This window comes from Mangrovimonas sp. sgz306409 (assembly GCF_059735265.1).
Genome location: NZ_JCAPEU010000002.1, coordinates 319,425 through 343,658 on the forward strand (window position 1 = coordinate 319,425; position 24,234 = coordinate 343,658).

Genomic DNA, 24,234 nt, shown 5'->3' on the forward strand with positions numbered 1-24,234 from the left:
TTGCTTTTTATCTAACTAACCAAAATTTGATGAACAGAACTTTTAATATTCCTATACTTTTATTGACTGCCTTGTTGTTTTTTAGGTGTAATCCTATTAAAGAAACGCCTAAGTATGCGGGGGCCTCTAACGAGGTGAACCTATATTCAGGGGATACGCTACTTAAAACTGTGTTGCTAGATTATGCTTTTACTGATATTAACAAGCCTCCATTTTTACTGAAATCAATTGCCAATCAAGAAAACCTCAATTTTTCTTTTGATTTGGATGGTCCAAAGTTGTTTCGGTTTTATGGTTATGACCCGCAATCCTATCCTTTTTATATCTATGTAACTCCAGGGGATTCCTTAAGTTATCGATTGGCAAACCAAATGATTGTTTTTGAAGGAAGGAATGCGGCACACTACAATTTCTTCAAGACACTTTTTGAGTCCAAATTTTCTTATGCAGGTTATGATGAAGAGCTTGGTTTGAATGTTTTTAAACAACAAACCAAAGACATCTATCAAGAACGGTTGCAGGTTTTGGAGACATATGTAAAAGAAGAAAATACGTCTCAGTCCTTTTATAGTAGCATAAAGGAAATGTTGCGATTTGAATATATTAATTGGTTGTTCAATAGGAACATGATTCCCAAAGGAGCTATAACCGATTATTCTACCTTTTTGGAAGGCGTTACTATGGAAACGTTTAATAGAAATGACCAAGCAGATAATCCTTATTTTTATTTGGCTCTCATCAAGTATGTGTATTTGGTTTCTGAAGAGAAATTTGGTGAGGTTCATGCCAGTGAAGCTTTGCAATATCAGCTGCAGCTAATTGATGAAAACTTACAAGGATTAACCAAGGAATATGCACTGACTAAAATAATCTCTGAGTATGATGCTCATATAAGGCCGGAAGATATAGGTGATTTGCTGGAAGTGGTTGCCACCTATTTGCCTAAAATAAATGACGAAACCTACAAAGGTGTTTTAGAGAAAATAGAAGAGCGTTTAGGCGGTCTTGGTGAACAATTAACTGAAGAGGTAAATAAAGCAGTGTTGTTGGACCGAGAAGGGAAGCAGGTGACATTTAATGAGGTTTTGGAATCGCATGAAGGAAAATATAAGGTGATTGATTTTTGGGCTAGTTGGTGTGTGCCTTGTGTAAAGGAAATCAAGGAAGGTCATTTGTTTAGAGAAAAAATCACAAAGAATAAAAACGTTGAATTTCTATATGTTTCCATAGATAAAGATTGTGATAAATGGATGGCAAGAGGAGAAGAGTTGAAAGCTTATGGCATGCTTGAAAACCAGTATGTGATTGTTGGTGATGAACATGATATCTTAAGGTCTTTTTTTAATGTTGTTGCTGTCCCTCATTATGTAGTTTTGGATGAAAACAATGAGGTGTTGTTGTTTAATGCTCCAACTCCAGCAGATACTCCACAGTTTATGGAGGTGTTTGGGGAAATGAAGTGATTGCTTTAAACTAAATAGAGTATTTTCTTATGAAGAAATTTTTATGCGTTTTGGGTTTTGTGTCGTCTTTGTCGCTTGCACAGAAGTATGAAATTATAGACGAGAAAACGGAAGCTCCTGTTGCTTTCGCACATATAGATTTTTTAAATGGAAAGGGAACCTATTCTGATGATAATGGCATGTTCACAATGCCTTTAGAAACTTTAGTGGATTCAATTCGCATTTCTTGTATAGGGTATAAAAGTAAAAAGATTCATGTTAACAGTCTGAAAGACGAAAGGATCATCCCTTTGAAAGGAGAGGCATTAGGGCTGAATGAAATATACCTAAAGTCAAGATTCAGAAAAGTTTTAAAACATCATAAAAAAATGCTTAATCTAAATCTAGATGTAGGAGGTTTTGGGTACGACCAGTTGGTTTTGACATTCGTGCCATTTCCTGAGAACCTGTCAATTGATAATGCTAGAATAAAAAGTATTGTAATTAATACCACTGGACTGAGGTCGAAAAAAAGGCGGTATTATCCATTTAAGGTAAATCTGTTTTCTACCAATAAAAACACTAAATATCCAAATGTTTCGGATACCCTTTTGCCGTGGATTGTTGCATCAAGAAAGATTGGAAGGCCTTCGGAAGTTTTTGTAAGCATCGATAAAAGTTATAATGTGGCATTTGGAAAGAATGGTATTTTCGTGGGATTTCAGACCTTATCTAAAGAAGCTTATCCTGAAGATGAGCATTATAACGTCGAGAAGGTTTTGTATTTTTCCAGTACATCGGGGCATAATAATTATGGAGCGGCGGTGAAGTCAATTATTCCAAAAGATGAAGGGACCTATTCATTCAGGCAAGTAGTACAGGAGTTTCAGAATTCTCAAGGTGAAGAGGTCGTTCATAAATATTGGGAGGAAGTGGATGGTTATATTTATGATTTAACCATTGAAATCGAATATTAAGGAGTTTTCCTCTTTTTCTTATGAGTATTAATTACTTAGTCTCCCTTCTTATAAATATCCTTTAAGATCAAGGTGTCTCCTTCCTTGTTGACTGTTTCTAAATCGTATCTCACCTGAATAGGTGTGCTAATGGGTGCATAGTAATAAATAATCCAAGCGTCTGATTCTCGGGTGCCAATGCAGCCATTGGAATAGGCATTCCCTAAGGTAACCGGATTGGTGGTAGGGTGGATCATTTGTCCGTATTTCTGGCCATCCAGTTCGGTTTCTATAAAAGGAATTAAGGGCAATTTAGTGACTTGGTTGTCATCTCTTCGGGTTACAAAATATTCATGGTTGGTGGCGGGGTTGACATAGCGTGGATGTTTATTATGTGCTACAATATGGCCTTCCCCGGTTTTGGTCCGTAAATCTTCAATTTTGTCGGACATCCTTAGGTATTTTGTTTCGTGTCTTCCTACTCTTACGGGAAATTCATAAAGCTCTGATTCTCCCTCGTAAATTCGGAGTTTGAATTCGGGGATGTTCACATCTATGCGGGTATTTTGGAACGCCGTAAGAAGGCTCTTGGCGGTTAGGGAATCTGGAACTATAAGAGTATTTCCCCTGGGCAAGGCAATCATTTGTTTTTGGTCGTAGATAAAAGAATCGCGTGCTTTCATTAGGTAGTAATCGGTGTTGTGTAAGGTGTCGATTACCCAGGGATTGGCCCGTATCAATAGGTGTTCTGTAAGCGGGTATTTTGTTAAAGAGTCGTATTGCTTTACTAGGGAATCTACATATTGAAAATAGTTTTCAATGGTAATATTGCGATCAATCTTGATAGTCCGCCATGCTTTTTCGGTGGAAATCGTGTCTTGTCGGGTATTGAACTGTGATAAAAGGAAATTTTTCTCCTGAAAAAGAGAGCTCTTTAACAGGATTCCGAGAATTAAAATTGCCAATACTTTATAGCTCATTTTCGGTACGTGCTACAATTGTTTGTTGTTTAGAACTAAGGCAGCGGTTTGCTGAAGGAACGCCTCATTGTTGTTTAGGATTTCTTTTGTTCTGTGATAACCTATATTAAAAATCTCATCAACATACCTCTTATCGAAAGTGCCATATTTGCTGAGCTCTTTCGGGTACACAATCACATCGCACAAATTGAATTTACTATAATCTTCCTGGAAAGATTTTAGTTTAATGGCGCGCTCCATGATGTGGAACATGTGCTTGACATCGGTGATATTTATGGAGTCTATGCCATTCACGTAGCTTCCAATGATGCAGTCGCAATGGGGTTTTAATAATTCCGCAGGAAAATTATTGAGTGTCCCTCCATCAATATAATAATCGTCTTTTATTTTCACTGGGGCAAAAATCCCTGGAAAGGCTGCAGAGGCCAGTATGGGCATGATTAACTTTCCTTGGTTGAATATTTCAAGGTTGCCATCCAAAATATTTGTGGCCGTTATGCTAAGTGGTATTTGTAGCGCTTCAAAACTGTCTTCCTTTAAGTAGTTCTTGAATTCAGCATAAAACTTTTCGGTATCAATAAGGCCTGGTTTTCCTTTAGCGTACTTGGTAACGTCGAAAATTTGAAACTTTTTAAAAAAATGGAGGATATCACTCCAATGATGTCCGTAGGCATACAATGCGCCTACGATAGCACCAATACTGGTGCCTGAAATTTGTGTTGGGAAAATACCGTGTTCTTCAAGGGCTTTTATGGCGCCTATATGGGCTGCGCCTCTCACGCCCCCGCCAGAAAGTACTAAACCTATGTTCATAAAATAGATGTAATGGAAAGTATTGTTTAAATATACAATGATATTTGGTTTTTTGAAATGAGAATTGTCAATGTTGATAATTGACTTACATCATATTGCGGATGCTTTCAATTTCATATCTTTAATAGATATTTGTGGGGTAATATGGTTAAATCCAGTAATATAAGTTTGCATGTGAAAGACTTTCTGATGGAGGTTGGGGATATGACTTATTTTACTTCTAGGTTTTTTAAGGAGTTATTTAAAAAGCCTTTTGAGTTTAAAGAGCTATTGCGGCAATGTTACAATATTGGAAATCGTTCCTTGCTGTTGGTGGTTATTACAGGCTTTATTATTGGTTTGGTTTTGACATTGCAAACACGTCCCACCTTAATGGAGTTTGGCGCAGTGTCCTGGATGCCTTCTATGGTGGGGATTTCCATTGTAAGGGAAATTGGCCCCATAATTACGGCTTTGGTATGTGCAGGAAGAATAGGCTCTGGAATAGGAGCAGAGTTGGGCTCTATGCGGGTTACAGAACAGATTGATGCCATGGAAGTTTCGGGAGCCAATCCTTTTAAATATTTAGTGGTTACCCGTGTACTGGCTGCCACCTTAATGCTGCCTATTTTGGTGATTGTTGGAGATGCTGTTGCGCTATTTGGTTCTTATTTGGTGGAGAACGTTAAAGGGAATGTATCATTTATGTTGTATTTCAATCAGGTGTTTGATGCTCTGGAGTTCAGTGATATTTTTCCAGCAACCATTAAAACCTTTTTTTTTGGTTTGGCCATTGGGCTTGTTGGGTGTTATAAGGGGTATTTCTGTAATAAAGGAACTGAGGGTGTTGGGATGGCAGCCAATTCGGCGGTGGTCGTGACCTCTTTAATGTTATTTATTATCGACTTTGTAGCGGTTTTGGTGACTGATATTTTCTATGATTTATGATGGAACAGAATCACATAGAAGAGTCTAGAGTGGTCCTAGAGGTGAGAGATCTTCACAAGAGCTTTGGTGATAACCACGTGCTGAACGGGTTTAACATGCAGCTTTATCAAGGGGAAAATCTAGTTATTATGGGGAAGTCGGGTTCTGGGAAATCTGTGATGATAAAATGTTTGGTGGGTTTGATGGAGGCCGACAGTGGTTTTATTTCGGTGATGCACAACGATATTACAAAGTTGGACCATGAATCATTAGATATTTTAAGACGGGAAATTGGCTTCTTGTTTCAGGGCAGTGCTCTTTACGATTCTATGACAGTGCGGGAGAATCTTAAGTTTCCCATGCGTTGGCATACCAAGAAGTTTGGAGGGGCGGAGAATCAAGAGAAGTTGGTGATAGAAGCCTTGGAAAATGTTGGTTTGGCAAAGGCTATCGAGTTGATGCCTTCCGAATTATCGGGAGGGATGAAACGGCGTATTGCGTTAGCAAGGACGCTAATCATGCAGCCAAAAATCATTATTTATGATGAGCCCACCAGTGGGTTAGATCCAATTACGGCCAAGGAAATTGTTATCTTGATGCAAGAAGTGCAGACGCAGTACAATACGTCCTCGCTAATTATTACCCATGATGTGGACTGTGCCCGGGTGATTGCGGATAGGATGGTCTTGTTGATAGATGGCGTGGATTATGCAGTTGGGACTTTTGCTGAGTTGTCCAGTTCCAAAGACCCAAAAGTGAAGGCATTTTTTAAAGAAGAAGTATGAAAACGATGGATTCAAAGAAAATACAATTAGGGCTTCTTGTAGTCATAGGGTCTGTTTTATTTGTGGCGGCGGTCTATCTTATCGGGCAACGTCAGGAACTGTTCAAAAAAACATTTACCATAAGTGCACAATTCAGAAATGTTAATGGTTTAAAGAATGGAAATAATGTGCGTTATTCCGGTTTGGATATTGGTACCGTGAAAAAAGTCTATATGATCAATGACTCTATGATACGTGTAGATATGGCTTTGGATGAAAAAATTATAGGCCACATCAGGAAAAATGCCATTGCAACCATTGGGGCCGATGGCCTTGTAGGAAATATGGTGGTGAACATCGTTCCGGGAAAGGGAAGTGCTCCTGTGGTTGATAATGGCGATGTTTTAGAGTCTTATAGTAAAATAAGTGCCGATGATATTTTGAATACCTTAAGTACGACCAATGAAAATGCAGCAATCCTCACTTCGGATCTGTTAAAGATTACCAATAGAATTGTGGATGGAGAGGGGACCATTGGGGTCTTGCTGAATGATACCATTATGGCTAAAGAATTAAAGCAAACCATAGCCAATTTAAATCTAGCCAGTAAAGGGGCGTCTGCTACCGTGAACAAATTAAATGGCTTGGTGGAAACTCTGAAAACTAATGATGAATCGGTATTGGGAGTATTGCTGAACGATACTATTTCGGGAGAAAGGTTAAAAACCGTAGTGCAAAATATGGAAAGTTTGAGTGTGGATATGGAAAGTGTTGTTGGTAATATCAATAAAATGGTTTTGGATATTCAATCTAGTGAGGGAACCCTTAATTATATTTTAAACGACACTATCCTGGTGCAGGATTTAAAGGCCTCAGCTGATAACATCAAACAAGGGACTGATAAGTTTAATGAAAACATGGAAGCTTTAAGGCACAATATATTGTTTAGGGGCTATTTTAAGAAATTGGAAAGGGAGGAGGAGGAGAAAGCAGCCAATAAAAATTGAATAGCGTTTTTGAGCTCTTTTCAATATAAAACCATTAAAAACCAAAAAACCCGAACAAAGTTGTTCGGGTTTTTGTTGGTGGTGCCTCCAGGAATCGAACCAGGGACACAAGGATTTTCAGTCCTTTGCTCTACCAACTGAGCTAAGGCACCAGTCGCTTAATTGCGGATGCAAATATAAGGGCAATTTTGATATTCGCAAAGATAATTTTAGAAAAAATTTAATTCTTTTATTCTTGTCGCTTTTAGAGCTTAAATTCTAAAGGTTTAGGAATGAAATTTTTTTTGCCTTTTTAATCTGTTACATACTTGTTTTGTAATTTTACCCTTTTTTAGGCTATGAATTTAATTGTCGATGTTGGCAACACCTTTGTAAAGTTTGCCATTTTCCAGCAGGAGGAGATCATTTTTAAGTGCAGTTTTGACCTTGCTCATTTTGAAACCGAATTTCAAGGTCTTTTTGAAAATTATGAAAGCATCCAGAAATGCATTCTTTCTTCGGTAGGCGATTTGGACAACGGCATGCTAAAATTGATTCAGTCCAAATTGCCAGTATTGGTTTTAGATGCCGATACGAAGCTTCCTTTTGTAAATGCCTACAGTACGCCGCATACTTTAGGGGTAGACCGTGTGGCCCTAGTGAGCGCGGCTGTTAAAAATTTTCCTCAGCAAAATGTCTTGGTCATCGATGCGGGCACTTGTATCACCTACGATTTTACTGATACTGAAAGCACCTATAAAGGAGGTGCTATTTCTCCAGGAATCCGAATGCGCTACAAGTCGTTGAACAATTTAACGGCCAATTTGCCGTTACTTGAAACAGAGATGCCTAGGGGGCTAATTGGAGATTCTACCATTACTTCCATACATTCGGGTGTTGTTGGCGGTGTTTTAAAAGAAATTAATGGAGTAGTTGATGATTATCGTCAGGAATATAGAGATTTAACAGTTATTTTAACAGGTGGCGACTCAGATTTCTTGTCAAAACAATTAAAAAATGGCATATTTGCCAACTCTAATTTTCTTTTAGAAGGTTTAAACTTTATATTAGAATATAATTTGTACTAAATGATAAAAAAACTTGTAGTAGTTTTTATAGCTTCTTTTGCATTGCAGTTACATGCACAACAAGGTACAGTTTCACCCTATTCGTTTTTTGGAATTGGAAGTTTAAAGTTCAAAGGAACTGTGGAAAACAGAAGTATGGGAGGCTTGAGTATTTATACCGATAGTATCCATGTTAATTTAAGAAACCCTGCAAGTTACGCTACCCCAAACCTAAAGTCATTTAAAGAGGAAAGCCGTCCAGTGAAATTTGCCCTTGCCGGAAGCCAACAAAGTTTGAATTTGCAAAGTGATAGTGGAAGCGATAGATCTTCTGCAACCACTTTTGACTATTTGGCCATGTCTATCCCAATGGGGAAATTTGGTTTTGGCTTTGGTTTGTTGCCTTATACATCGGTGGGTTATAAAATTCAGTCTAAAGATGAAGAGGGGAATATCACCAATAAATATACAGGAGAAGGTGGTTTAAATAGAACTTATCTTGGTCTGGGATATGCTGTGACGCCAAAATTGAGTGTTGGTGTTGATTTAAGTTATAACTTTGGAAATGTTAGAAATAACGTTCAGGAGTATTTCTTTGATGAAGGAGATTATATCCAATATCCTACTTTAGAGAGAAACCGTTCCAATTTAAGTGGGTTTACGGTGAATTTTGGAGTGACCTATAAAACCATGATTAAGGAAAAGTTTGAATTGGTAACCTCTTTAACCTATGCGCCAGAAGGGAGCTTGACTTCGAAAAATACCAGAACGATATTAACTGGAGATGGAACAAGTCTTGAGGCCGATTTGGAATCGCAGGGATTGGATGAAACCGATTTGACGATGCCGTCACGTCTGTCTTTTGGAGCAGGAATTGGGCAACCAAGAAGATGGTTTGTTGGGGCGGAATATACCACCCAAAATATAAGTGCGTTCTCAAATCCATTTATGGACAGTAATAATACTAACTTTGTAGACGGATCAAATTTCTCATTTGGAGGATTTTTTATTCCTGAGTACGATTCTTTTTCAAAATACTGGAAACGAATTACCTATAGGGCTGGAATGCACTTTGAGCACACCGGTTTGAAAATAAGTGATGAGGATATTAAGGAGTTTGGCATATCTTTTGGAGCAGGGTTTCCTGTGGGAGGTGTGTTTTCCAATGTAAACCTTGGGTTGGAGTTCGGAAAAAGAGGAACGAAAAACCTAAATTTGGTACAGGAAAATTTCGCCAATATCCTAATCAGTTTGTCTTTAAACGACAGATGGTTCCAGAAATTAAAATATAACTAAATTTACAGTAATTAATAATTAAACAATGAAAGCGAGAATAACTTTAGTATTAGTTGCCCTGTTTTTGAGCGTTAACATCGGGTTTGCTCAACAAGACGAAGAGTGCATGACTAACCTAATGATCTTTTCAGACTATGTAAAGAGCAAAAAATACGATGAGGCATATGAGCCATGGATGAAGGTGCGTAACAAATGCCCTAAGTTTAATTATGCTATTTACGGGTATGGTGAGAAAATTCTAGACCATAAAATCAAGAATTCTTCAGGAGCAGATAAAGCGGCTTATGTGAAGGATGAAATGAAGTTGTTGGATGAAGGTCTTGCTAATTTTCCTGCTAAGTACACTTTAGGAGAGGTGCTTAACGATAAAGGCTTGTTAATGTACGATAACAAAAAGGAATTGGGTGTTAGAAACCAAGAAATCTATGATATGTTTGATAGAGCATACAAAGAAGACTTGGCAAACTTTAACCATCCAAAAGGATTGTACCTCTATTTTTCTACTGCTGTAGATTTGTATAATGAAGGGAAGTTGCCACTTCAATCTGTTTTTGATAAGTATGATGATGTGTCTGATAAAATAGGTTCTGAAGTAGAAAACTATACAGAGAAACTAAATGTTTTAGTAGAAAAAGAAGAAGCTGGGCAAGCATTGACTTCTAAGGAGCAAAAGTATAAGAAATCCTATACTAGCTACCTTGAAAACTATGAGAAAATTGGTGGTAGTATCGATAGTAAATTGGGGCAATTAGCAAATTGTGAAAACTTAATTCCATTGTACAAAAAGGATTTCGAAACGTATAAGAATGATGCCGTTTGGTTGAAGAGAGCGGTAAGTAGAATGTACAATAAAGAATGTACAGATGATCCTCTTTACATTGAATTAGTCAAAGCTTATGATGCTACAGCACCATCTGCAGATACTAAATATTTCGTAGCAACTATTTTGTTTAAGCAAAATAAAGATAGCGAAGCTGTAAACTACTTAAAGCAAGCTTTCGATTTGGAAACTGATAAGTACAAGAAAGGAAGATTGGCTGAGAGAATTGGAGGGATCTTAAAGAAAAAAGGTCGTTATAGCGAAGCTAGAAACTACTATAGAGAGTCTTTGAAGTTGAACCCTTCAAACGGAAGACCTCACTTGAACATTGCGGCAATGTATGCAGCTAGCGCTAATGATTGTGGTGCTGATAGTTTTGACAAAAGAGCCGTATTCTGGTATGCAGCTCAAGAAGCTAGAAAAGCAGGGAAAGTTGATGCTACTTTAACTAGTGTGGCTAACCAAACAGCTGCTAGCTACGAAGGTAATGCGCCTACAAAAGGAGATATCTTTACTAAAGGTAACGCTGGACAAACTATTAAAATTGGTTGTTGGATCAATGGTAGCGTAGTGGTGCCAAGTTTGTAAATGAAACAGAAACATTTATATACTAACATAAAACTGGTCACAGCAATTGCTGTGACCTTGTTTTTTTCGTGTCAAAACAATTTAAAGGAAGTCCAAAAAATTGGGATTTCCCAAAACAAACCTATTGGCGAAGCGGAGCATATCAATTTAAAGTACACCGAAAAATTGAGTGATACCGCAAAAATGAAAGCCAATTTGGTGAGTCCAAAAATGTTGGACTTTTCAAACCGAAAGTTTTCCTTTACGGAGTTTCCTGCCGGTATTCATCTTACGGTCTTTGATGACGATTTCCATAAAAATGTTATCGTATCAGATTATGCCATTGTGTATAATGACACAGACCTTATAGACCTGCAGGGGAATGTGGTGATATCTACCTACTCCAAGGATACGCTTTATGCAGACCAATTGTACTACGATCAAAAAAATGAATGGTTGTTTACCAATGGTGAGTTTACCCTTCGTTCAGGCTCCGAACTTACCAAAGGGCAAGGTCTGGATTCCGATTCCAATTTCGAAAACTTCGAAATTACCGAAATGAGTGGCGTATTGTATCTAGATGATACCGAAGAATCCCCTTCAAACTAAATCCTACACTTAAATAATTAGCTATCTTTGTGAGGTAATTAACACCAAGATTCATGAAATTAATGAAGATTTTTCAATACGCTTATATTGTGTTTGCAGTATTGTTTACCTATGATGGGATTTCAAAATGGGACACCAACCGTAATGGAGCCTATACCTCTTTGCTATTGGCAGCTTTGGCGGTTTTTATGTTTTTCTTCAGAAGCCGTTTCAGAAGGAAGTTTGAAGACAGAAACAAGTAATGCCCAATGGACATTAACGGAGTCATCATTGTAGTTTCTTTATTGCTTTCGGCGTTTTTCTCTGGAATGGAAATAGCCTATGTATCGGCTAACAAAATCCATATTGAAATTGAGAAGAAGCAAGGCGACTTCCTGGCCAAAATATTAAAGCGTCTGACCGAAAAGCCTTCCAAGTATATTGCAACCATGCTTATTGGTAACAATATAGCTCTGGTTATATACGGTTTTGTAATGGGGGATGTGTTGATGGAGTGGTTCCAATCCATTTTACCGACCAATTATGGTTTTATAAACTATCTACTCTCCGATTTAAGTTTGCTCTCCCAAACGGTGATTTCTACCTTGGTGATCTTGATAACGGCTGAGTTTTTGCCAAAGGTGTTTTTTCAGATTTACGCAAATTCCTTTTTAAAGATTTTCGCTTTTCCAGCCTATCTATTCTATTTGTTGTTTTGGTTTATTTCCTCTTTTGTAATGTGGATTTCAGACAGTGTTTTGCGTCGTTTTTTTAAAACTGATGGCGATGATGTACGTTTGGCCATGACTAAAGTGGAATTAGGGAATTACATCAGTGAACAAATGGAATCGGTGGAAGAGCATGATGAAGTGGACAGTGAAATCCAGATTTTCCAAAAGGCTTTGGAGTTTTCCGAAGTAAAGGCGAGAGAAGTAATGGTGCCAAGAACCGAAATTATCGCTGTTGAAGTGCATGATACCATCAAAAATATTAGTGGCCTGTTTACGGCCTCTGGGCTTTCCAAAATTTTGGTTTATAAAGATTCTATTGATGATGTGTTGGGTTATGTGCATTCCTTTGAATTGTTCAAAAAGCCAACTTCCATAAAATCCATTATTCTTCCGGTGGAGTTTGTGCCGGAAACCATGTTGGTAAAGGATGTGTTGAACATTCTCACTAAAAAACGTAAGAGTATTGCTGTGGTAATTGATGAATACGGTGGAACTGCAGGGATTATGACTGTTGAGGATATTGTAGAGGAGCTCTTTGGCGAAATTGAGGACGAACATGATACTATTGCCTTGATAGAGGAAAAAATTGATGACAGAAATTATAAATTCTCTGCACGTTTGGAGGTTGACTATATTAACGAAGCCTATAAACTGGATCTTCCAGAAGGTGAGAACTACGAAACTTTGGGCGGTTTGATTGTGGATGAAACGGAGGAGATTCCGCAATTGAATGATCAGGTCATGATTGAAAACTATCTGTTTACTATTTTGGAAGTCTCTTCAACCAAAATTGACGTGGTCTCTTTAAAAGTTCTGGAGGAAGAATAGTTTCTAAAAATCTACTATTCCTTTTTGCTTCAAATAAAAACCTGTCTGTAAGGTATTATCTTCTGTTTTTCGGTAGGTTTTATTGGGTATTGCCTCTATATTTAAAATCTACAATAAAACCTAATATATCTTTTATTATTTCATATAAAACGTTATTTTCGCGAACTTATATTTTTTAACGTATACAATAAAATGGCAGTTTTAAGTAAAATTAGACAACGTTCACTCTTTTTAATTCTAATCATTGCATTAGCATTATTTTCTTTCGTTTTATCAGACCTTTTTAGAAATGGATCTGCGGCTAGTGCCCAAGATGTGGTAGCAACCGTAAACGGAACCGATATCGATAGGGTAGAGTTCATGCAAAAAGTGGAAAATGCACAAAGAATGCAAGGTCCAGGTGCTTCATCTACACAAACTATGAACAGAGTGTATGAGCAGGAAGTGAGAAAAGCTGTGTTGGAAGGACAGTTTGAAGAGTTGGGATTGTCTGTTGAGAAGGACCAAATGAGAGATTTGTTGAAGCAAAACTTTTCGTCTTATCCAGAATTCAGCAATGAGGCTGGGATGTTTGACGAAAATAAGTTGAACGAATTCATTGCAAACTTAAAGGCTATTCAAAATAATACTCCTAACCGTGCCCCTCTTGGAAACTTCCAAATTAACTATAACGAGTGGGTAAACAACGAAGCTGCTATTGCAGAGCGAGCTAAGGAGCAAGTTTATTTCAACATGATCAAAGCTGGTGTGGCAAGTACTTTGGCTGAAGCTGAAACAGATTATTTGTTGGAAAACGAAACTGTAGATTTAAAATACGTTAGCATTCCTTATACTACTATCTCTGATAGTTTGGTTGAAGTAACCAAAGCTGATATTTCTAAATACATCAGTGAGAACAAAGGTAAGTACGAAGTTGAAGAGAGCAGAGATATTGCCTTTGTAGAGTTTGAAGAAGTAGCTTCCGTACAAGACGAGGAAGCTATCAAAGCTAATTTGGTGAAGTTGTTGGATGACCATGAGGAATTCAACAAAGTAACTAAAGCCAATGAAACTGTATACGGATTCAAGAACACTAAAAATATCGAGGATTTTGTAAACGCAAATTCTGATATTAAATACAACGACAACTTTGTGTTTAAATCGGCGTTGCCAACGGTAGCTGCGGATAGCATCTACAACTTGCCTGTTGGAAGTTTTTACGGTCCTTACAAAGACAACGGATTCTTTAAGTTGAGCAAAGTAGTTGCTGAAAAGCAAATGCCAGACTCAGTAAAAGTTAGACACATCTTGGTGCCTTTTATTGGAGCTACAAGAGTGGATCCTTCTATCACAGATACAGAAGAAGAAGCTGAGGCTACTGCTGATAGCATCTTGAACTTGATCAAGACTAAGCAAAGCAAATTTGTTGATTTGTTGGAATTGTCTTCAGATAAAGTAAGTAACGAAAAAGAAGGAGTTATCGAGTTTGGTTACAACCAATCTTTCGCTCCAGAATTCAAAGCATATTCTTTCGAGAACAATATTGGTGACATCGACGTTGTAAAAACGTCTTTTGGATACCACATCATCGAAATCTTAGATCAAAAGAACAAATCTAGAGCGGTTAAGGTGGCTACTATTGCTCAAAAAATCGAGCCTTCAGAAGAAACTATTGATGACGTATTCAACTCGGCTTCTAAATTTGAAGTAGCTATCCAAAAAGGAGATTTCCAAGCGGTAGCAAAAGAGAATAACTATACTGTAAAGCCAGTTAGCTTAAAAGTATTGGATGAAAATATCCCAGGTTTGGGAAGCCAAAGATCAATGGTGCGTTGGGCATTTGATGCTGAAACTAAAGTTGGAGATTACAAGCGTTTTTCTATTCCTGGTGGAGGTTATGCTGTTGTAGAATTGGTAAAAGTAACTCCAGAAGGCTTAATGTCTCCTGAGAATGCTTCTGCTACTGCAATTGCTGAAATTAGAAATGAGAAGAAAGCGAAGATGATTCGTGAGAAGATTTCTGCATCTACTGTTGCCGATGTAGCGAAAGAGCAAAGTGTAAGTACGCGTACAGCTTCTGCGGTAAATATGAAAAACCCAACTTTGTCTGGTGCTGGTTTGGAGCCAAAAGTAATTGGTGTAGCCTTTGGATTGAAAGAAGGAGAAACTTCTAAATTGATCGACGGTAACAAAGGTGTGTATATGGTTGAAGTTACTAAAGTAACGCCAGCTGCAGGTTTGGATAACTACCAGCCAATTGCAAACAGATTGACAACTACAAGAGTGAATGCAGTTCAAGCTAAAGCCTACAATGCGCTGAAAGATGCTGCAGACATCGAAGATAACAGAGCTAATTTCTATTAATTGAAATAGTCTCTTAGGTATAAAAAAAGCTCCACTGAAAAGTGGAGCTTTTTTTTATTTATAATGTTTTTTAAAGAATCATTTCGGAGAATGGTAAGACGGTTGCAAAGCCATTAGAGCTTAAATAAGGTCTGGGATCCTCTTCTGAAGTAAGCATGACGAAATCCCCTCCCCATGCTCCCAAGCTCTTAACAGCCCCGTTAAAATTGTGAAATAAACGGTCTTTTACTGTTGGTTGTTTGGTAAGCTTGGAGATAATACTTTCATGAGTCTCGAGAAGCGTTTCGAAATCAATTAAATTATCACATTCTAAAAATCCTTCAGTAATATCGCTAATCTCAGAAATGGCCGAAGAATTCTCTTCTCTGTGGGCTTTATAATGCGCAATACCTTCTCTGCTGTTTTGCTTTTGGTTCAAGTGAACAAAGTATAAATGCGAGCTAAATGCAGGATTAAAAGTTACGGGGCTTACCGTTCTTTCTGTTGGATTGTTTTTAGACAATTGATATAAAATAGGAGTGTCATGACTAGCACAGGCGATGTCATAACCACTGCCTCCAAAAGTAGCTTCCAAAAGGGGGTAGGGATCTACTTTTGCCCAGTTTGAAATATTGTTAATTAAGGTAGAAGAGGAGCCAAGTCCCCAATTGTTTGGGAACTCTAATGCGGCGGTTATTTTAAAACCATTTGAGTTATAGAGGAACTCTGGATTTAATTTTTTAGCAGAATCTAAAATCTGTATTAAGCGCTCATTAACATTTTGATTGGTATGTTGAATAGATTCTATTTGATTTTTTTCAAATTTGAAGGAGCCTTCAAACCACAGCTTTCCTTCATGATCCAGACTTTTCCAATTGAGTATTGACTCTTCAATTGGTTTTACGATTAAACCTTGCCCAAACTTAGTTGGAATTGCCAAAGACAATGCGCCATCTAAAACCACATATTCTCCTGTTAGCAATAATTTGCCGTGACTGTAATACTTGAACGAATCCACGTTTATTGTCTCAAATTATTTAAGGCTTCTACTACAGCGCTATGGGTAACCACGTTGGTTTTAAAATGTTCTACCAAGTGCGCTTTTTCTTCATTGCTTGCCTCAAACTGATTTAAAATATTCATCAAGTGCATTTTCATATGCCCTTCTTGAATACCTGTGGTGGTTAGTGATCGTAAGGCCGCAAAGTTCTGTGCTAAACCAGCAACGGCCACAATTTGCATCAACTCTTTAGCTGATGGTTTGTGTAACAGTTCCAAGGCTAATTTTACTAAAGGATGTAAACTTGTAAGGCCACCAACAGTTCCTAAGGCCAACGGAATTTCTATCCAAAATTTAAAAATGCCGTCTTCAATATTGGCGTGGGTAAGGCTAGCGTATTGTCCGTTTCTTGAGGCATAGGCGTGAACACAGGCTTCCACAGCTCTAAAATCATTTCCTGTCGCCAATACCACAGCATCGATACCGTTCATAATGCCTTTGTTGTGGGTAACGGCCCTGAATGGTTCTATTTCAGCTATTTTAACGGCTTGTATAAATTTTTGAGCGAACTCCTCCGCTGGGATGGATGGATCTTCCTGAAGGTCTTCCACCTTACAGCTTACTTCGGCTCTTACCAAGCAATCTGGAACATAATTGGAAAGAATGCTCATGATTATTTGGATGTCCAAATCGGTATTGGCAATAACCTCGTAATCGGCAATCTCCGAAACAAAGGTCTTGGCAAATTGTTCCAAGCAGGAATTGATGAAATTGGCGCCCATTGCGTCCAAGGTTTCAAAAGTGGCATGTAATTGAAAATAACCTTCCAAAGTGTCACTTTTGTCTCGTAACTCAATATCAAGAATACCTCCGCCACGGGTTTCCATGTTTTTGGTAATAGGTTTTGTGGCTTCTATAAGTTTTGGTTTCACCCATTCAAAATATTTTTGAAGCGTCTCCAATTCACCAGAAAAATTGAAATGTACCTGACCTATTTTTGTAGTAGAAATAACTTCGGTTTTAAAACCTCCTCGGGTTGCCCAAAACTTAGCCGCTTTACTTGCTGCTGCCACAACAGAACTCTCTTCAATGGCCATTGGGATGGTATAGGTTTTCCCATTGATGATAAAATTAGGGGCGACACCCAAAGGCAGGTAATAGTTGGAAATGGTATTTTCAATAAACTCGTCATGCAGTTGTTGTAGCTTGTCATTGGAGTTCCAATATTGCTTTAAAACTGTTTTGGCAGCTTCTTTATTTGAAAAGTAGGTTTCTACAAGCCAATCGATTTTTTTGGATTTGGACAGTTTGGAAAAACCGGAAATCGTTTTACTCATCAGGTCATGTTTTAACACGCAAAGATACTATTATAAGCGTTAATATTCAGACAACGGACCGCAATACTGATTTATCTGTTAATACTGATGGCTTTTTGCTTTATTTTTAGTAAACTTGGCAATATTTTGTCAAAAATTTAGGGGCCAACACCTAACTCCCTAATGCAGGTGTTGTTTCTTGTTTAAAATCAGAGAATTAACTAATAGTTTCTAATTAACACTAAAATTATGTCGAGCACAACTTTAAAACCGCACCAAAAAGAACTTTTTGGACAGCCAATAGGCCTTTACATATTGTTCCTTACAGAAATGTGGGAACGTTTTTCATATTATGGGATGAGAGCCATATTGGTATTGTATATGACCGCCTCCGCTTTGGGAGACGATCCAAGAGGTGCTGGTTTAGGTTGGACTAGTCAAGAGGCTTTGGCTTTGTATGGTTGGTACACTATGTTGGTATATGTCATGTCGATTCCAGGGGGGATGATTGCTGATAAATTGATAGGTCAAAAGAAAGCCGTTTTATGGGGTGCCATTATTCTGTGTTTAGGACATGGCGTTTTGGTACTTACCGATACATGGGCCTTTTATACAGGTCTCGGGTTGGTGATTCTCGGGGTTGGTTTGTTAAAACCGAATATATCCACAATGGTTGGAGGACTTTATAAAGAAGGGGATATCCGTAGAGATAAAGGATTCAGTATTTTCTATATTGGGATTAACTTAGGGTCTTTATTGGCAACCCTTATTGTGGGAATTGTTGTGAAGTTCTATGGATGGCATGCAGGTTTCGGATTGGCCGGAATAGTAATGTTATTAGGATTGTTGAATTATTTATATGGGCAAAAGTACCTATCTCAAGTAGGAAACCATGAGCCAAGTACTGGAGGAGATGACGAAGTTTCATATGGTGAATTGTACGGAAAATTGGGAAGTTCGCCTAAGCAATTGGTGATTACTTTGGTTCTGTTATTGGTTTCTCTTTATGGATGGTATGCCTTAGGTTGGGGATATGGATTATTGTTTGTATTCCTTACGGCTATCACAGCATTGTTGATGATGATTTATAAAGATTTGGATTCTCAAGTTTATAAAGACCGTTTCTTGGTATTGTTGCTTTCTTTTATCATGGTAATTGTGTTTTGGGGAGCCTTTGAACAAGCAGGAGGTTTGATGAACTTATATACTGATACTAAGACTGATCGTATGTTGTTTGGTATGGAAATTCCAACAATCATGTTCCAAAGTTTAAATGCTGGGTTTATCATTGTTTTTGCAACTATTGTAGCTTCTATATGGGCGAAGCGTAAATTGAAAGGAAAAGAAGCTTCTTCACTGTTTAAAATGGCTTTGGGGATTATCATTATGGGCTTAGGATTTCTATTTATGGTGTTCGCAGCAATGCAGTATGAACAAACAGGGAGCTCAAAAATGTATTGGTTAGTAATGGCATATCTATTCCATACGATCGGTGAGTTATGTTTATCTCCGGTGGCCTTGTCTTTTATTACAAAATTAACGCCTATAAAATATGCGTCTTTAATGATGGGGGTTTACTTTGCTGCCACAGGATTGGGTAGTAAAGTAGCGGGAATTGTTGGAGAATCTGCCAGTGATCTTGGAGAGTATACAGTCTTTTTGGGGATTTTAGTGTTCACTATCATTATAGGATCTTTGTTTATCCTCATCTTAAAACCTTTAAAGCGTTTGACTCACGGAGCGGAGGATAATGAAAGAATGATGCACAGCGACGAAGCCTAGTCTTCTTGCGATACTGAACTATACTAAGCTAAATTTACATATGAATACGGATATTGAAAACCTTTTTAAGGATAAGGTGCTAGGGCACCCGGCAGGATTGTTTGTACTGTTTTTTACTGAAATGTGGGAGCGTTTTTCCTATTATGGAATGCGGGCTTTATTGGTAATGTTCTTCACTGCGTCATTAATGGATGGCGGTTGGGGATGGCCTAGAGAACACGCTTTTGCCATCTTTGGAACTTATACCTCATTAGTTTATTTATCAACTTTATTGGGAGGTTATTTTGCGGATAAAATCATTGGATTCCGTTGGGCTGTTTTGGTTGGAGCATTGTTAATGACCCTTGGGCATGCGTCGATGGCTATTGAAACACCTTTCTTCATCTACACAGGATTGACCTTGTTGGTATTTGGTAGTGGTTTCTTTAAGCCAAACATGACCTCGATAATTTCTGAAATGTATGCAGGGAAACCAGAAAAGAAGGATGGCGCTTATACTATCTTCTATATGGGGGTAAATGCAGGGGCTTTCTTGGGAATTTTACTTTGCGGTTATCTAGGTGAAAAAGTTGGATGGAGCTGGGGATTTGGATTGGCCGGTGTTTTTATGTTATTTGGGTTGCTTCAGTTTTGGATGGCTCAGAATATTTTTGGAAGTATAGGTTTGAAGCCGATTAAGACCTCTAAAGAAGATGGGAAAAATACTGAGCTTGCGGAAGGTGAACCAAAATTAAATCCTTTTACAAGTTTTCAATTGGTTTTAATTGGGGTGGCAGCCGTTTTAGGATTGTCATGGATATTAAATGACCCAGTTACAAAAATTTCCGGAGGGGAATATAATTTATTTGACTTTACACTATTTGGTTTGTCAGGGCCAACGGTAATTATTTTAATAGCGCTGTTGCTATTTATTTTACTGTTGATCATTCGTATTCCAAAATATGACAGAATTACAAGGGATCGTATGTTGGCGGTTATGTTTTTTGCCTTTATCACCATTTTCTTTTGGGCTATTTTTGAGCAATCACCAAGTTCATTGACCATTTTCGCAAGAGATTATACCCAAAGAGTTTTAGAGGGTGGAGCAGCTTCAACATATAAAGTAGTGAACTCTTTGATGACCATTGTTCCTTTGGGAATCATTACATGGGTATTGGCAATGTTATTCAAAAAGACATTTGCCAAATACGCAATTTCAAATATTATTTTAGGAACGAGTTTTGTAATTATTTGGGGAATTGCCATCTGGATGCTTTACACGGAATTCATAAAAGATGTTGCAGAAGTTCCTGCATCATGGTTTGGTGTGTTAAACTCTTTGTTTATCATCACGCTTGCGCCATTGTTCTCAAAATGGTGGGAAAGTAAATACAATCCAAATGCAAATATGAAATATGCCATAGGGATGATTCTATTAGGAATTGGGATGGCATGTGTGGCGATAGGCGCTTCATCAATTCCAGCGGGTGCCAAAACGGCATCAGTAAGTATGGTATGGTTAATTTTGGTGTATCTATTCCATACTATGGGAGAACTTTGTATTTCGCCTGTAGCACTTTCTTATGTGAGTAAATTGGTGCCTGGAAGAATGATTGCCATGATGTTTGGAATTTGGTACTTAGCGGTAGCCATTGGTATGAAAACAGCAGGATTGTTTGGAGAGGCTTCAGAAAGCATTGCCCAAAGCGAAGGTTTGAGTTATTTCTTTTGGATTTTGACTGTAATAGCCATAGGGTTAGGGGTGTTGTCTGCGTTGCTTTATCCGGTGGTTAAAAAGCTAATGCACGGTGTGCGATAATCGATAAAAAAAGTTAAATTACCTGTAAAATGCTCCTTACGAGGAGCATTTTTTGTAAGTTACAACGAATTAATACAACAAAGGATTTATGAAAAAACTTGGATATATTGTACTATTGGCTCTGTTGACTTCTGTAAGTAGCATTGCCCAGGAAATTAATTGGATTAGCTTGGATGAAGCACTTCAATTACAAAAAAAGAAGCCCAAAAAGATTATGATGGATGTGTATACCAATTGGTGTGGTCCATGTAAAATGTTGGATAAAAACACCTTTCATAATTCTGATGTGGTTAAGTATGTGAATGAAAATTATTACGCTGTTAAATTTAATGCGGAGGGAAATGAAACTGTTACTTATGATGGTAAAACATTTTCCAATAAGAATTATGACCCTGCTCTGACAAATCGTAGGAATGGTGTACATGAGTTAACGTTATACCTTCAAGTGAGTGCCTACCCAACTGTAGTATTCTTTGATGAAGAAGGGAAAATTTTGGCTCCAATAAGAGGATATCAGAAACCGCAACAATTGGAGTTGTACTTAAAATTGTTTCATAACAATGACCATGTAAATATGAATTCTCAAGAGGATTTCAATGCTTATTACAATGCTTTTACACCGGAATTTAAAGGATAAAATATTTAGTCTGTGATTATAAAAGCTCCCTTTTTGCCTGTATGGTGAAAAGGGAGCTTTTCTTTTTGGCAGGTCGCTTCCCAAGTTTCAATGTACGATTTGTAATTGCTCCCATCTGCAATGATGTATTTGGGATGAATGGAATCAATCAATCGCTTAAGGTTAATCTTTGGTGAATTTCTTAAAAGGATATAATGAGGCCGGAAATGGGGTACATTGTAGGTTCCCAAACTATCAACTACCAACAAAGGCTTGTCGTTGATCATGTATAGGTCTTTAATGGAAGCTTCTTCAATTTTGGAAACGAAATTTTCAACCGCATAGTTTTGCAATAGTTTTTCTTGTGAAATATTTGTCGGGGATAAGTTATGGTGTATGTTAAGTTGGTTGATTTTATGTAAACCTAGAATACTGCTTCTACTTTTATGAAAGATTATAAATGCGTCCTTATTTGATTTGTGTTTGTTATAGATGAATGTTATTTGTAATAAGATTACAGATGCCATTAGCCATGAAAGACGCCGTAAACTTCTCTTTCCGCAAAGTCTGACTGTTGATATGATTAATAAGTAAAAAGCAAGAACCATAAAAGCACTTAAGGGAATGTTCCTGATGATTAAATCTTCTTTATCAGCCGTCCAAGCAATTACGGATTGCATGTAAGTTATCAAATAATGGAATGCTTCCGTAAAAAGGCTGTATGAGGTGTTTAAAAGTGATATTAGGATTAATAGGAGTCCTAGGCCTAGGACGAGTCCTAAAATAGGGATTACAAGCAAATTTGATACAAAGAAGAGTAAGGGGAATTGATGGAAGTAGTAGATGCTTAAAGGTAGGACTCCAAATTGGGCGGCTATGGTTACAGTAATTACATTCCAGAGCAATTTGTCAAGTTTAGTTTTTGGTTTATAAACCTTGGAAAGCAGAGGTTGTATTGAGACAATAGCTAGTACGGCTAAATAACTTAGCTGAAAACCAACATCAAAAAGGAAAAGAGGTTTAAAGAGTAGTAGAATGAACACAGAAACGGCAATACTATTGTAGATATTGCTTGGGCGTTTAAGGTTCATACCTATAGCTAGAACACTAAACATTGTCACGGCCCGGGTTACGGAAGCAGAGAGTCCTGTGATGATTGCAAAGCTCCAAAGCAAGATCAAAATAAGAATGGTTTTATAGAAGCGTCCCTGGGGCAGGTAATCAAGGGGTTTTAAAACAAAATTTAGTATCAAAAGTATGATTCCTATATGTAAACCCGAAATTGCCAAAATATGAATTACTCCCGCATTGCTGAATTGCTCATAAGTTATCGGGTCTATGTTTTGTCGTTGCCCCAACAAAAGAGTACTTAGCATGGCGAAATCATCCTTTTCAAGATGGATGTTTCTTAATTTGCTTAAGATGAGCTCCCTGATGCTTGCGGCATATCCAAGTAAGGTATATGATTTTGAATTTAGGGTGAAAATCTCTTGGTTGTTTGTAAATAACTGATGATAAATGTATTGTTTCTCTAAATACGCCTTATAGTCAAATTGATTTGGGTTTAAAGGAGGGATGATGTCTTTTAAAATTGATTGCGTTACAATAATATCATCAACTTTGAAAGTTGAGGAAAGAGAATCAATCTCAACATTCAATAAGGCTTTTCCTTGAACTGGAATGGAATCAATTTTAATAAGGTCTACAACATATTTGTCATGATACATCCCAGTTTTTAGTTGTTCTCTAACCCTGAGAGTTAACAAGGACGATTTTGTTTCTTTATTTTTTAAGTGATGGGAATAATGCCTTTTGAAATTCTTTTGGTCATGAAGATGGTAGGTAAAAGAACCTAATAAGAAAGTCGTTAAAAGTACGGTTGCGCCAAACCATATGTTCTGTTGAAATTTGGATTTGGAAATTCGATAGAGTATGAAAAGTAGAAGAAGTCCCAAAAAAGTAGTGCAAGTAGCGATAAGAAAAGGAATATGGAGGAAATAGGAAGTTACAATGCCCAAAATAAGACAAACTGTAAGCTTAATAATTGTAAAATTTAGCAACTTCATACTGAAAGTTACCAAATTTTAACAAATTATAAGACTCTACGAGCTTGAACAAATGCATAATACCAATAACGTTCGGCTAAATTTGAAATGATAACCCCTTTACTGGTGCTGGCATGGATGAATTCTACGTAGTCTCCCCTTGCTTCAGTAACCAAAGCAACATGGTTGACTTTTCGACTGTTTTTACTTGTGGCAAAAAAAAGTAAATCTCCTTTTTGAACTTCTTTTAGATCAATCCAATCCCCAGTTGTGGCCATAGAACCTGTAGTTCTTGGCAATTGAATATTCTCACTTTGAAAAACAGTAGTTACCAAGCCAGAGCAGTCCATTCCCTTTTTTGTAGTTCCTCCATATTTGTATCTTACGCCGTCAAACTGCATGGCGTATTTCACAATTTTATCGGCAGTTCTTGAGTCGGTAGTTTTTGTGGTTTTGGTTGTTTTTGGAGCGCTGGTTTTAGCGCGTTTGGAAGATTTACAACTACTGAAACTTATAAGGAGAATTAATAAAAGGGCAATTTTTTTCATTCAGGGACTTTTAATTTTTTTAAAAGTATTAAATTCTTGTAAATTTATCTGAATTCAAAAATA

21 protein-coding genes and 1 tRNA gene are annotated in these 24,234 nt (G+C 37.5%); 15 read left to right on the forward strand and 7 right to left on the reverse strand.

Annotated features, from left to right (window positions below; translation table 11 throughout):
• Positions 1-29 precede the first annotated feature (29 nt).
• Together AC6I5C_RS04780 and AC6I5C_RS04785 are read left to right on the forward strand one after the other, a co-directional pair.
• Positions 30-1,463 (forward strand): TlpA family protein disulfide reductase, encoded by a 1,434-nt coding sequence (locus AC6I5C_RS04780; RefSeq protein ID WP_497904173.1) that lies wholly within the window; start codon positions 30-32, stop codon positions 1,461-1,463.
• 29 nt (positions 1,464-1,492) lie between these two features.
• Entirely contained in the window at positions 1,493-2,419 is a 927-nt protein-coding gene (locus AC6I5C_RS04785; RefSeq protein ID WP_497904174.1) for a carboxypeptidase-like regulatory domain-containing protein, read from the forward strand.
• A 35-nt stretch (positions 2,420-2,454) separates the two neighbouring features.
• On the opposite strand, the gene AC6I5C_RS04790 is transcribed toward AC6I5C_RS04785, so the two are convergent.
• Positions 2,455-3,378 carry a L,D-transpeptidase gene (locus tag AC6I5C_RS04790; RefSeq protein ID WP_497904175.1) on the reverse strand — a complete coding sequence of 308 codons (924 nt, stop codon included), beginning with the start codon at positions 3,376-3,378 and terminating at the stop codon, positions 2,455-2,457.
• A gap of 12 nt (positions 3,379-3,390) precedes the next feature.
• Entirely contained in the window at positions 3,391-4,191 is an 801-nt protein-coding gene (locus AC6I5C_RS04795) for a patatin-like phospholipase family protein (protein ID WP_497904176.1), read from the reverse strand.
• 144 nt (positions 4,192-4,335) lie between these two features.
• On the opposite strand from AC6I5C_RS04795, the gene AC6I5C_RS04800 reads away from it, so the two are divergent.
• From AC6I5C_RS04800 to AC6I5C_RS04810, 3 genes are read left to right on the forward strand one after another with little or no spacing between them, the layout of a single operon-like run.
• Entirely contained in the window at positions 4,336-5,118 is a 783-nt protein-coding gene (locus tag AC6I5C_RS04800) for an MlaE family ABC transporter permease (protein ID WP_076662319.1), read from the forward strand.
• Positions 5,115-5,882 carry an ABC transporter ATP-binding protein gene (locus tag AC6I5C_RS04805; RefSeq protein WP_497904177.1) on the forward strand — a complete coding sequence of 256 codons (768 nt, stop codon included), beginning with the start codon at positions 5,115-5,117 and terminating at the stop codon, positions 5,880-5,882. The genes AC6I5C_RS04800 and AC6I5C_RS04805 overlap by 4 nt, the downstream gene beginning before the upstream one ends.
• A complete protein-coding gene (locus AC6I5C_RS04810) occupies positions 5,879-6,868 on the forward strand; it encodes an MlaD family protein (protein ID WP_497904178.1) in 990 nt (329 codons plus the stop codon). The genes AC6I5C_RS04805 and AC6I5C_RS04810 overlap by 4 nt, the downstream gene beginning before the upstream one ends.
• 76 nt (positions 6,869-6,944) lie before the next feature.
• Here the strand turns inward: AC6I5C_RS04810 and AC6I5C_RS04815 are convergent.
• Positions 6,945-7,020, reverse strand: a tRNA-Phe gene (locus tag AC6I5C_RS04815).
• Between the two features lie 186 nt (positions 7,021-7,206).
• Here AC6I5C_RS04815 and AC6I5C_RS04820 point away from each other — a divergent pair.
• The 7 genes from AC6I5C_RS04820 to AC6I5C_RS04850 all read left to right on the forward strand — a co-directional run bounded on the left by AC6I5C_RS04820 (position 7,207) and on the right by AC6I5C_RS04850 (position 15,087).
• Positions 7,207-7,935: a type III pantothenate kinase gene (locus AC6I5C_RS04820; protein ID WP_497904179.1), complete on the forward strand. Its 729-nt coding sequence runs from the start codon at positions 7,207-7,209 to the stop codon at positions 7,933-7,935.
• Positions 7,936-9,210: a BamG family beta-barrel-assembly machinery protein gene (gene bamG / locus AC6I5C_RS04825; RefSeq protein WP_497904180.1), complete on the forward strand. Its 1,275-nt coding sequence runs from the start codon at positions 7,936-7,938 to the stop codon at positions 9,208-9,210.
• A gap of 25 nt (positions 9,211-9,235) precedes the next feature.
• Positions 9,236-10,618, forward strand: coding sequence for a tetratricopeptide repeat protein (locus tag AC6I5C_RS04830; RefSeq protein WP_497904181.1), 1,383 nt, complete (start codon positions 9,236-9,238; stop codon positions 10,616-10,618).
• A complete protein-coding gene (gene lptC / locus AC6I5C_RS04835) occupies positions 10,619-11,206 on the forward strand; it encodes an LPS export ABC transporter periplasmic protein LptC (RefSeq protein WP_497904182.1) in 588 nt (195 codons plus the stop codon).
• A gap of 53 nt (positions 11,207-11,259) precedes the next feature.
• The gene (locus AC6I5C_RS04840; RefSeq protein WP_497904183.1) at positions 11,260-11,448 is read left to right on the forward strand and encodes a hypothetical protein; all 189 of its coding nucleotides are present in this window, start codon (positions 11,260-11,262) and stop codon (positions 11,446-11,448) included.
• 6 nt (positions 11,449-11,454) lie between these two features.
• A complete protein-coding gene (locus AC6I5C_RS04845) occupies positions 11,455-12,744 on the forward strand; it encodes a hemolysin family protein (protein ID WP_497904184.1) in 1,290 nt (429 codons plus the stop codon).
• A gap of 192 nt (positions 12,745-12,936) precedes the next feature.
• Positions 12,937-15,087, forward strand: a complete 2,151-nt coding sequence (locus tag AC6I5C_RS04850) for a SurA N-terminal domain-containing protein (protein WP_076662312.1) — start codon at positions 12,937-12,939, stop codon at positions 15,085-15,087.
• Between the two features lie 70 nt (positions 15,088-15,157).
• Here the strand turns inward: AC6I5C_RS04850 and AC6I5C_RS04855 are convergent, their stop codons facing one another.
• Both AC6I5C_RS04855 and AC6I5C_RS04860 read right to left on the reverse strand, forming a co-directional pair.
• Complete coding sequence (locus AC6I5C_RS04855) at positions 15,158-16,084, reverse strand: GYDIA family GHMP kinase (protein WP_497904185.1); 927 nt, start codon at positions 16,082-16,084, stop codon at positions 15,158-15,160.
• 2 nt (positions 16,085-16,086) lie between these two features.
• Positions 16,087-17,403 carry a hydroxymethylglutaryl-CoA reductase, degradative gene (locus AC6I5C_RS04860; RefSeq protein ID WP_497904186.1) on the reverse strand — a complete coding sequence of 439 codons (1,317 nt, stop codon included), beginning with the start codon at positions 17,401-17,403 and terminating at the stop codon, positions 16,087-16,089.
• 228 nt (positions 17,404-17,631) lie between these two features.
• Here AC6I5C_RS04860 and AC6I5C_RS04865 point away from each other — a divergent pair, with 228 nt between their 5' ends.
• From AC6I5C_RS04865 to AC6I5C_RS04875, 3 genes are all read left to right on the forward strand, one after another.
• A complete protein-coding gene (locus AC6I5C_RS04865) occupies positions 17,632-19,164 on the forward strand; it encodes a peptide MFS transporter (protein WP_497904187.1) in 1,533 nt (510 codons plus the stop codon).
• 40 nt (positions 19,165-19,204) lie between these two features.
• The gene (locus AC6I5C_RS04870) at positions 19,205-20,962 is read left to right on the forward strand and encodes a peptide MFS transporter (RefSeq protein WP_497904188.1); all 1,758 of its coding nucleotides are present in this window, start codon (positions 19,205-19,207) and stop codon (positions 20,960-20,962) included.
• An 88-nt stretch (positions 20,963-21,050) separates the two neighbouring features.
• On the forward strand, positions 21,051-21,599 hold the full coding sequence (locus tag AC6I5C_RS04875; RefSeq protein WP_497904189.1) for a thioredoxin family protein: 549 nt from the start codon (positions 21,051-21,053) through the stop codon (positions 21,597-21,599).
• Between the two features lie 5 nt (positions 21,600-21,604).
• Here the strand turns inward: AC6I5C_RS04875 and AC6I5C_RS04880 are convergent, their stop codons facing one another.
• Positions 21,605-23,644, reverse strand: a complete 2,040-nt coding sequence (locus AC6I5C_RS04880) for a ComEC/Rec2 family competence protein (protein ID WP_497904190.1) — start codon at positions 23,642-23,644, stop codon at positions 21,605-21,607.
• Positions 23,645-23,670: 26 nt separating this feature from the next.
• Positions 23,671-24,171: a C40 family peptidase gene (locus tag AC6I5C_RS04885; protein WP_497904191.1), complete on the reverse strand. Its 501-nt coding sequence runs from the start codon at positions 24,169-24,171 to the stop codon at positions 23,671-23,673.
• Positions 24,172-24,234: the final 63 nt, after the last annotated feature.

Coding starts and splice junctions, on each gene's coding strand:
- AC6I5C_RS04780 (WP_497904173.1), top strand. CDS start 30: ATGAACAGAACTTTTAATATTCCTATACTTTTATTGACTGCCTTGTTG.
- AC6I5C_RS04785 (WP_497904174.1), top strand. CDS start 1,493: ATGAAGAAATTTTTATGCGTTTTGGGTTTTGTGTCGTCTTTGTCGCTT.
- AC6I5C_RS04790 (WP_497904175.1), bottom strand. CDS start 3,378: ATGAGCTATAAAGTATTGGCAATTTTAATTCTCGGAATCCTGTTAAAG.
- AC6I5C_RS04795 (WP_497904176.1), bottom strand. CDS start 4,191: ATGAACATAGGTTTAGTACTTTCTGGCGGGGGCGTGAGAGGCGCAGCC.
- AC6I5C_RS04800 (WP_076662319.1), top strand. CDS start 4,336: ATGGTTAAATCCAGTAATATAAGTTTGCATGTGAAAGACTTTCTGATG.
- AC6I5C_RS04805 (WP_497904177.1), top strand. CDS start 5,115: ATGATGGAACAGAATCACATAGAAGAGTCTAGAGTGGTCCTAGAGGTG.
- AC6I5C_RS04810 (WP_497904178.1), top strand. CDS start 5,879: ATGAAAACGATGGATTCAAAGAAAATACAATTAGGGCTTCTTGTAGTC.
- AC6I5C_RS04820 (WP_497904179.1), top strand. CDS start 7,207: ATGAATTTAATTGTCGATGTTGGCAACACCTTTGTAAAGTTTGCCATT.
- bamG (WP_497904180.1), top strand. CDS start 7,936: ATGATAAAAAAACTTGTAGTAGTTTTTATAGCTTCTTTTGCATTGCAG.
- AC6I5C_RS04830 (WP_497904181.1), top strand. CDS start 9,236: ATGAAAGCGAGAATAACTTTAGTATTAGTTGCCCTGTTTTTGAGCGTT.
- lptC (WP_497904182.1), top strand. CDS start 10,619: ATGAAACAGAAACATTTATATACTAACATAAAACTGGTCACAGCAATT.
- AC6I5C_RS04840 (WP_497904183.1), top strand. CDS start 11,260: ATGAAATTAATGAAGATTTTTCAATACGCTTATATTGTGTTTGCAGTA.
- AC6I5C_RS04845 (WP_497904184.1), top strand. CDS start 11,455: ATGGACATTAACGGAGTCATCATTGTAGTTTCTTTATTGCTTTCGGCG.
- AC6I5C_RS04850 (WP_076662312.1), top strand. CDS start 12,937: ATGGCAGTTTTAAGTAAAATTAGACAACGTTCACTCTTTTTAATTCTA.
- AC6I5C_RS04860 (WP_497904186.1), bottom strand. CDS start 17,403: ATGAGTAAAACGATTTCCGGTTTTTCCAAACTGTCCAAATCCAAAAAA.
- AC6I5C_RS04865 (WP_497904187.1), top strand. CDS start 17,632: ATGTCGAGCACAACTTTAAAACCGCACCAAAAAGAACTTTTTGGACAG.
- AC6I5C_RS04870 (WP_497904188.1), top strand. CDS start 19,205: ATGAATACGGATATTGAAAACCTTTTTAAGGATAAGGTGCTAGGGCAC.
- AC6I5C_RS04875 (WP_497904189.1), top strand. CDS start 21,051: ATGAAAAAACTTGGATATATTGTACTATTGGCTCTGTTGACTTCTGTA.
- AC6I5C_RS04880 (WP_497904190.1), bottom strand. CDS start 23,644: ATGAAGTTGCTAAATTTTACAATTATTAAGCTTACAGTTTGTCTTATT.
- AC6I5C_RS04885 (WP_497904191.1), bottom strand. CDS start 24,171: ATGAAAAAAATTGCCCTTTTATTAATTCTCCTTATAAGTTTCAGTAGT.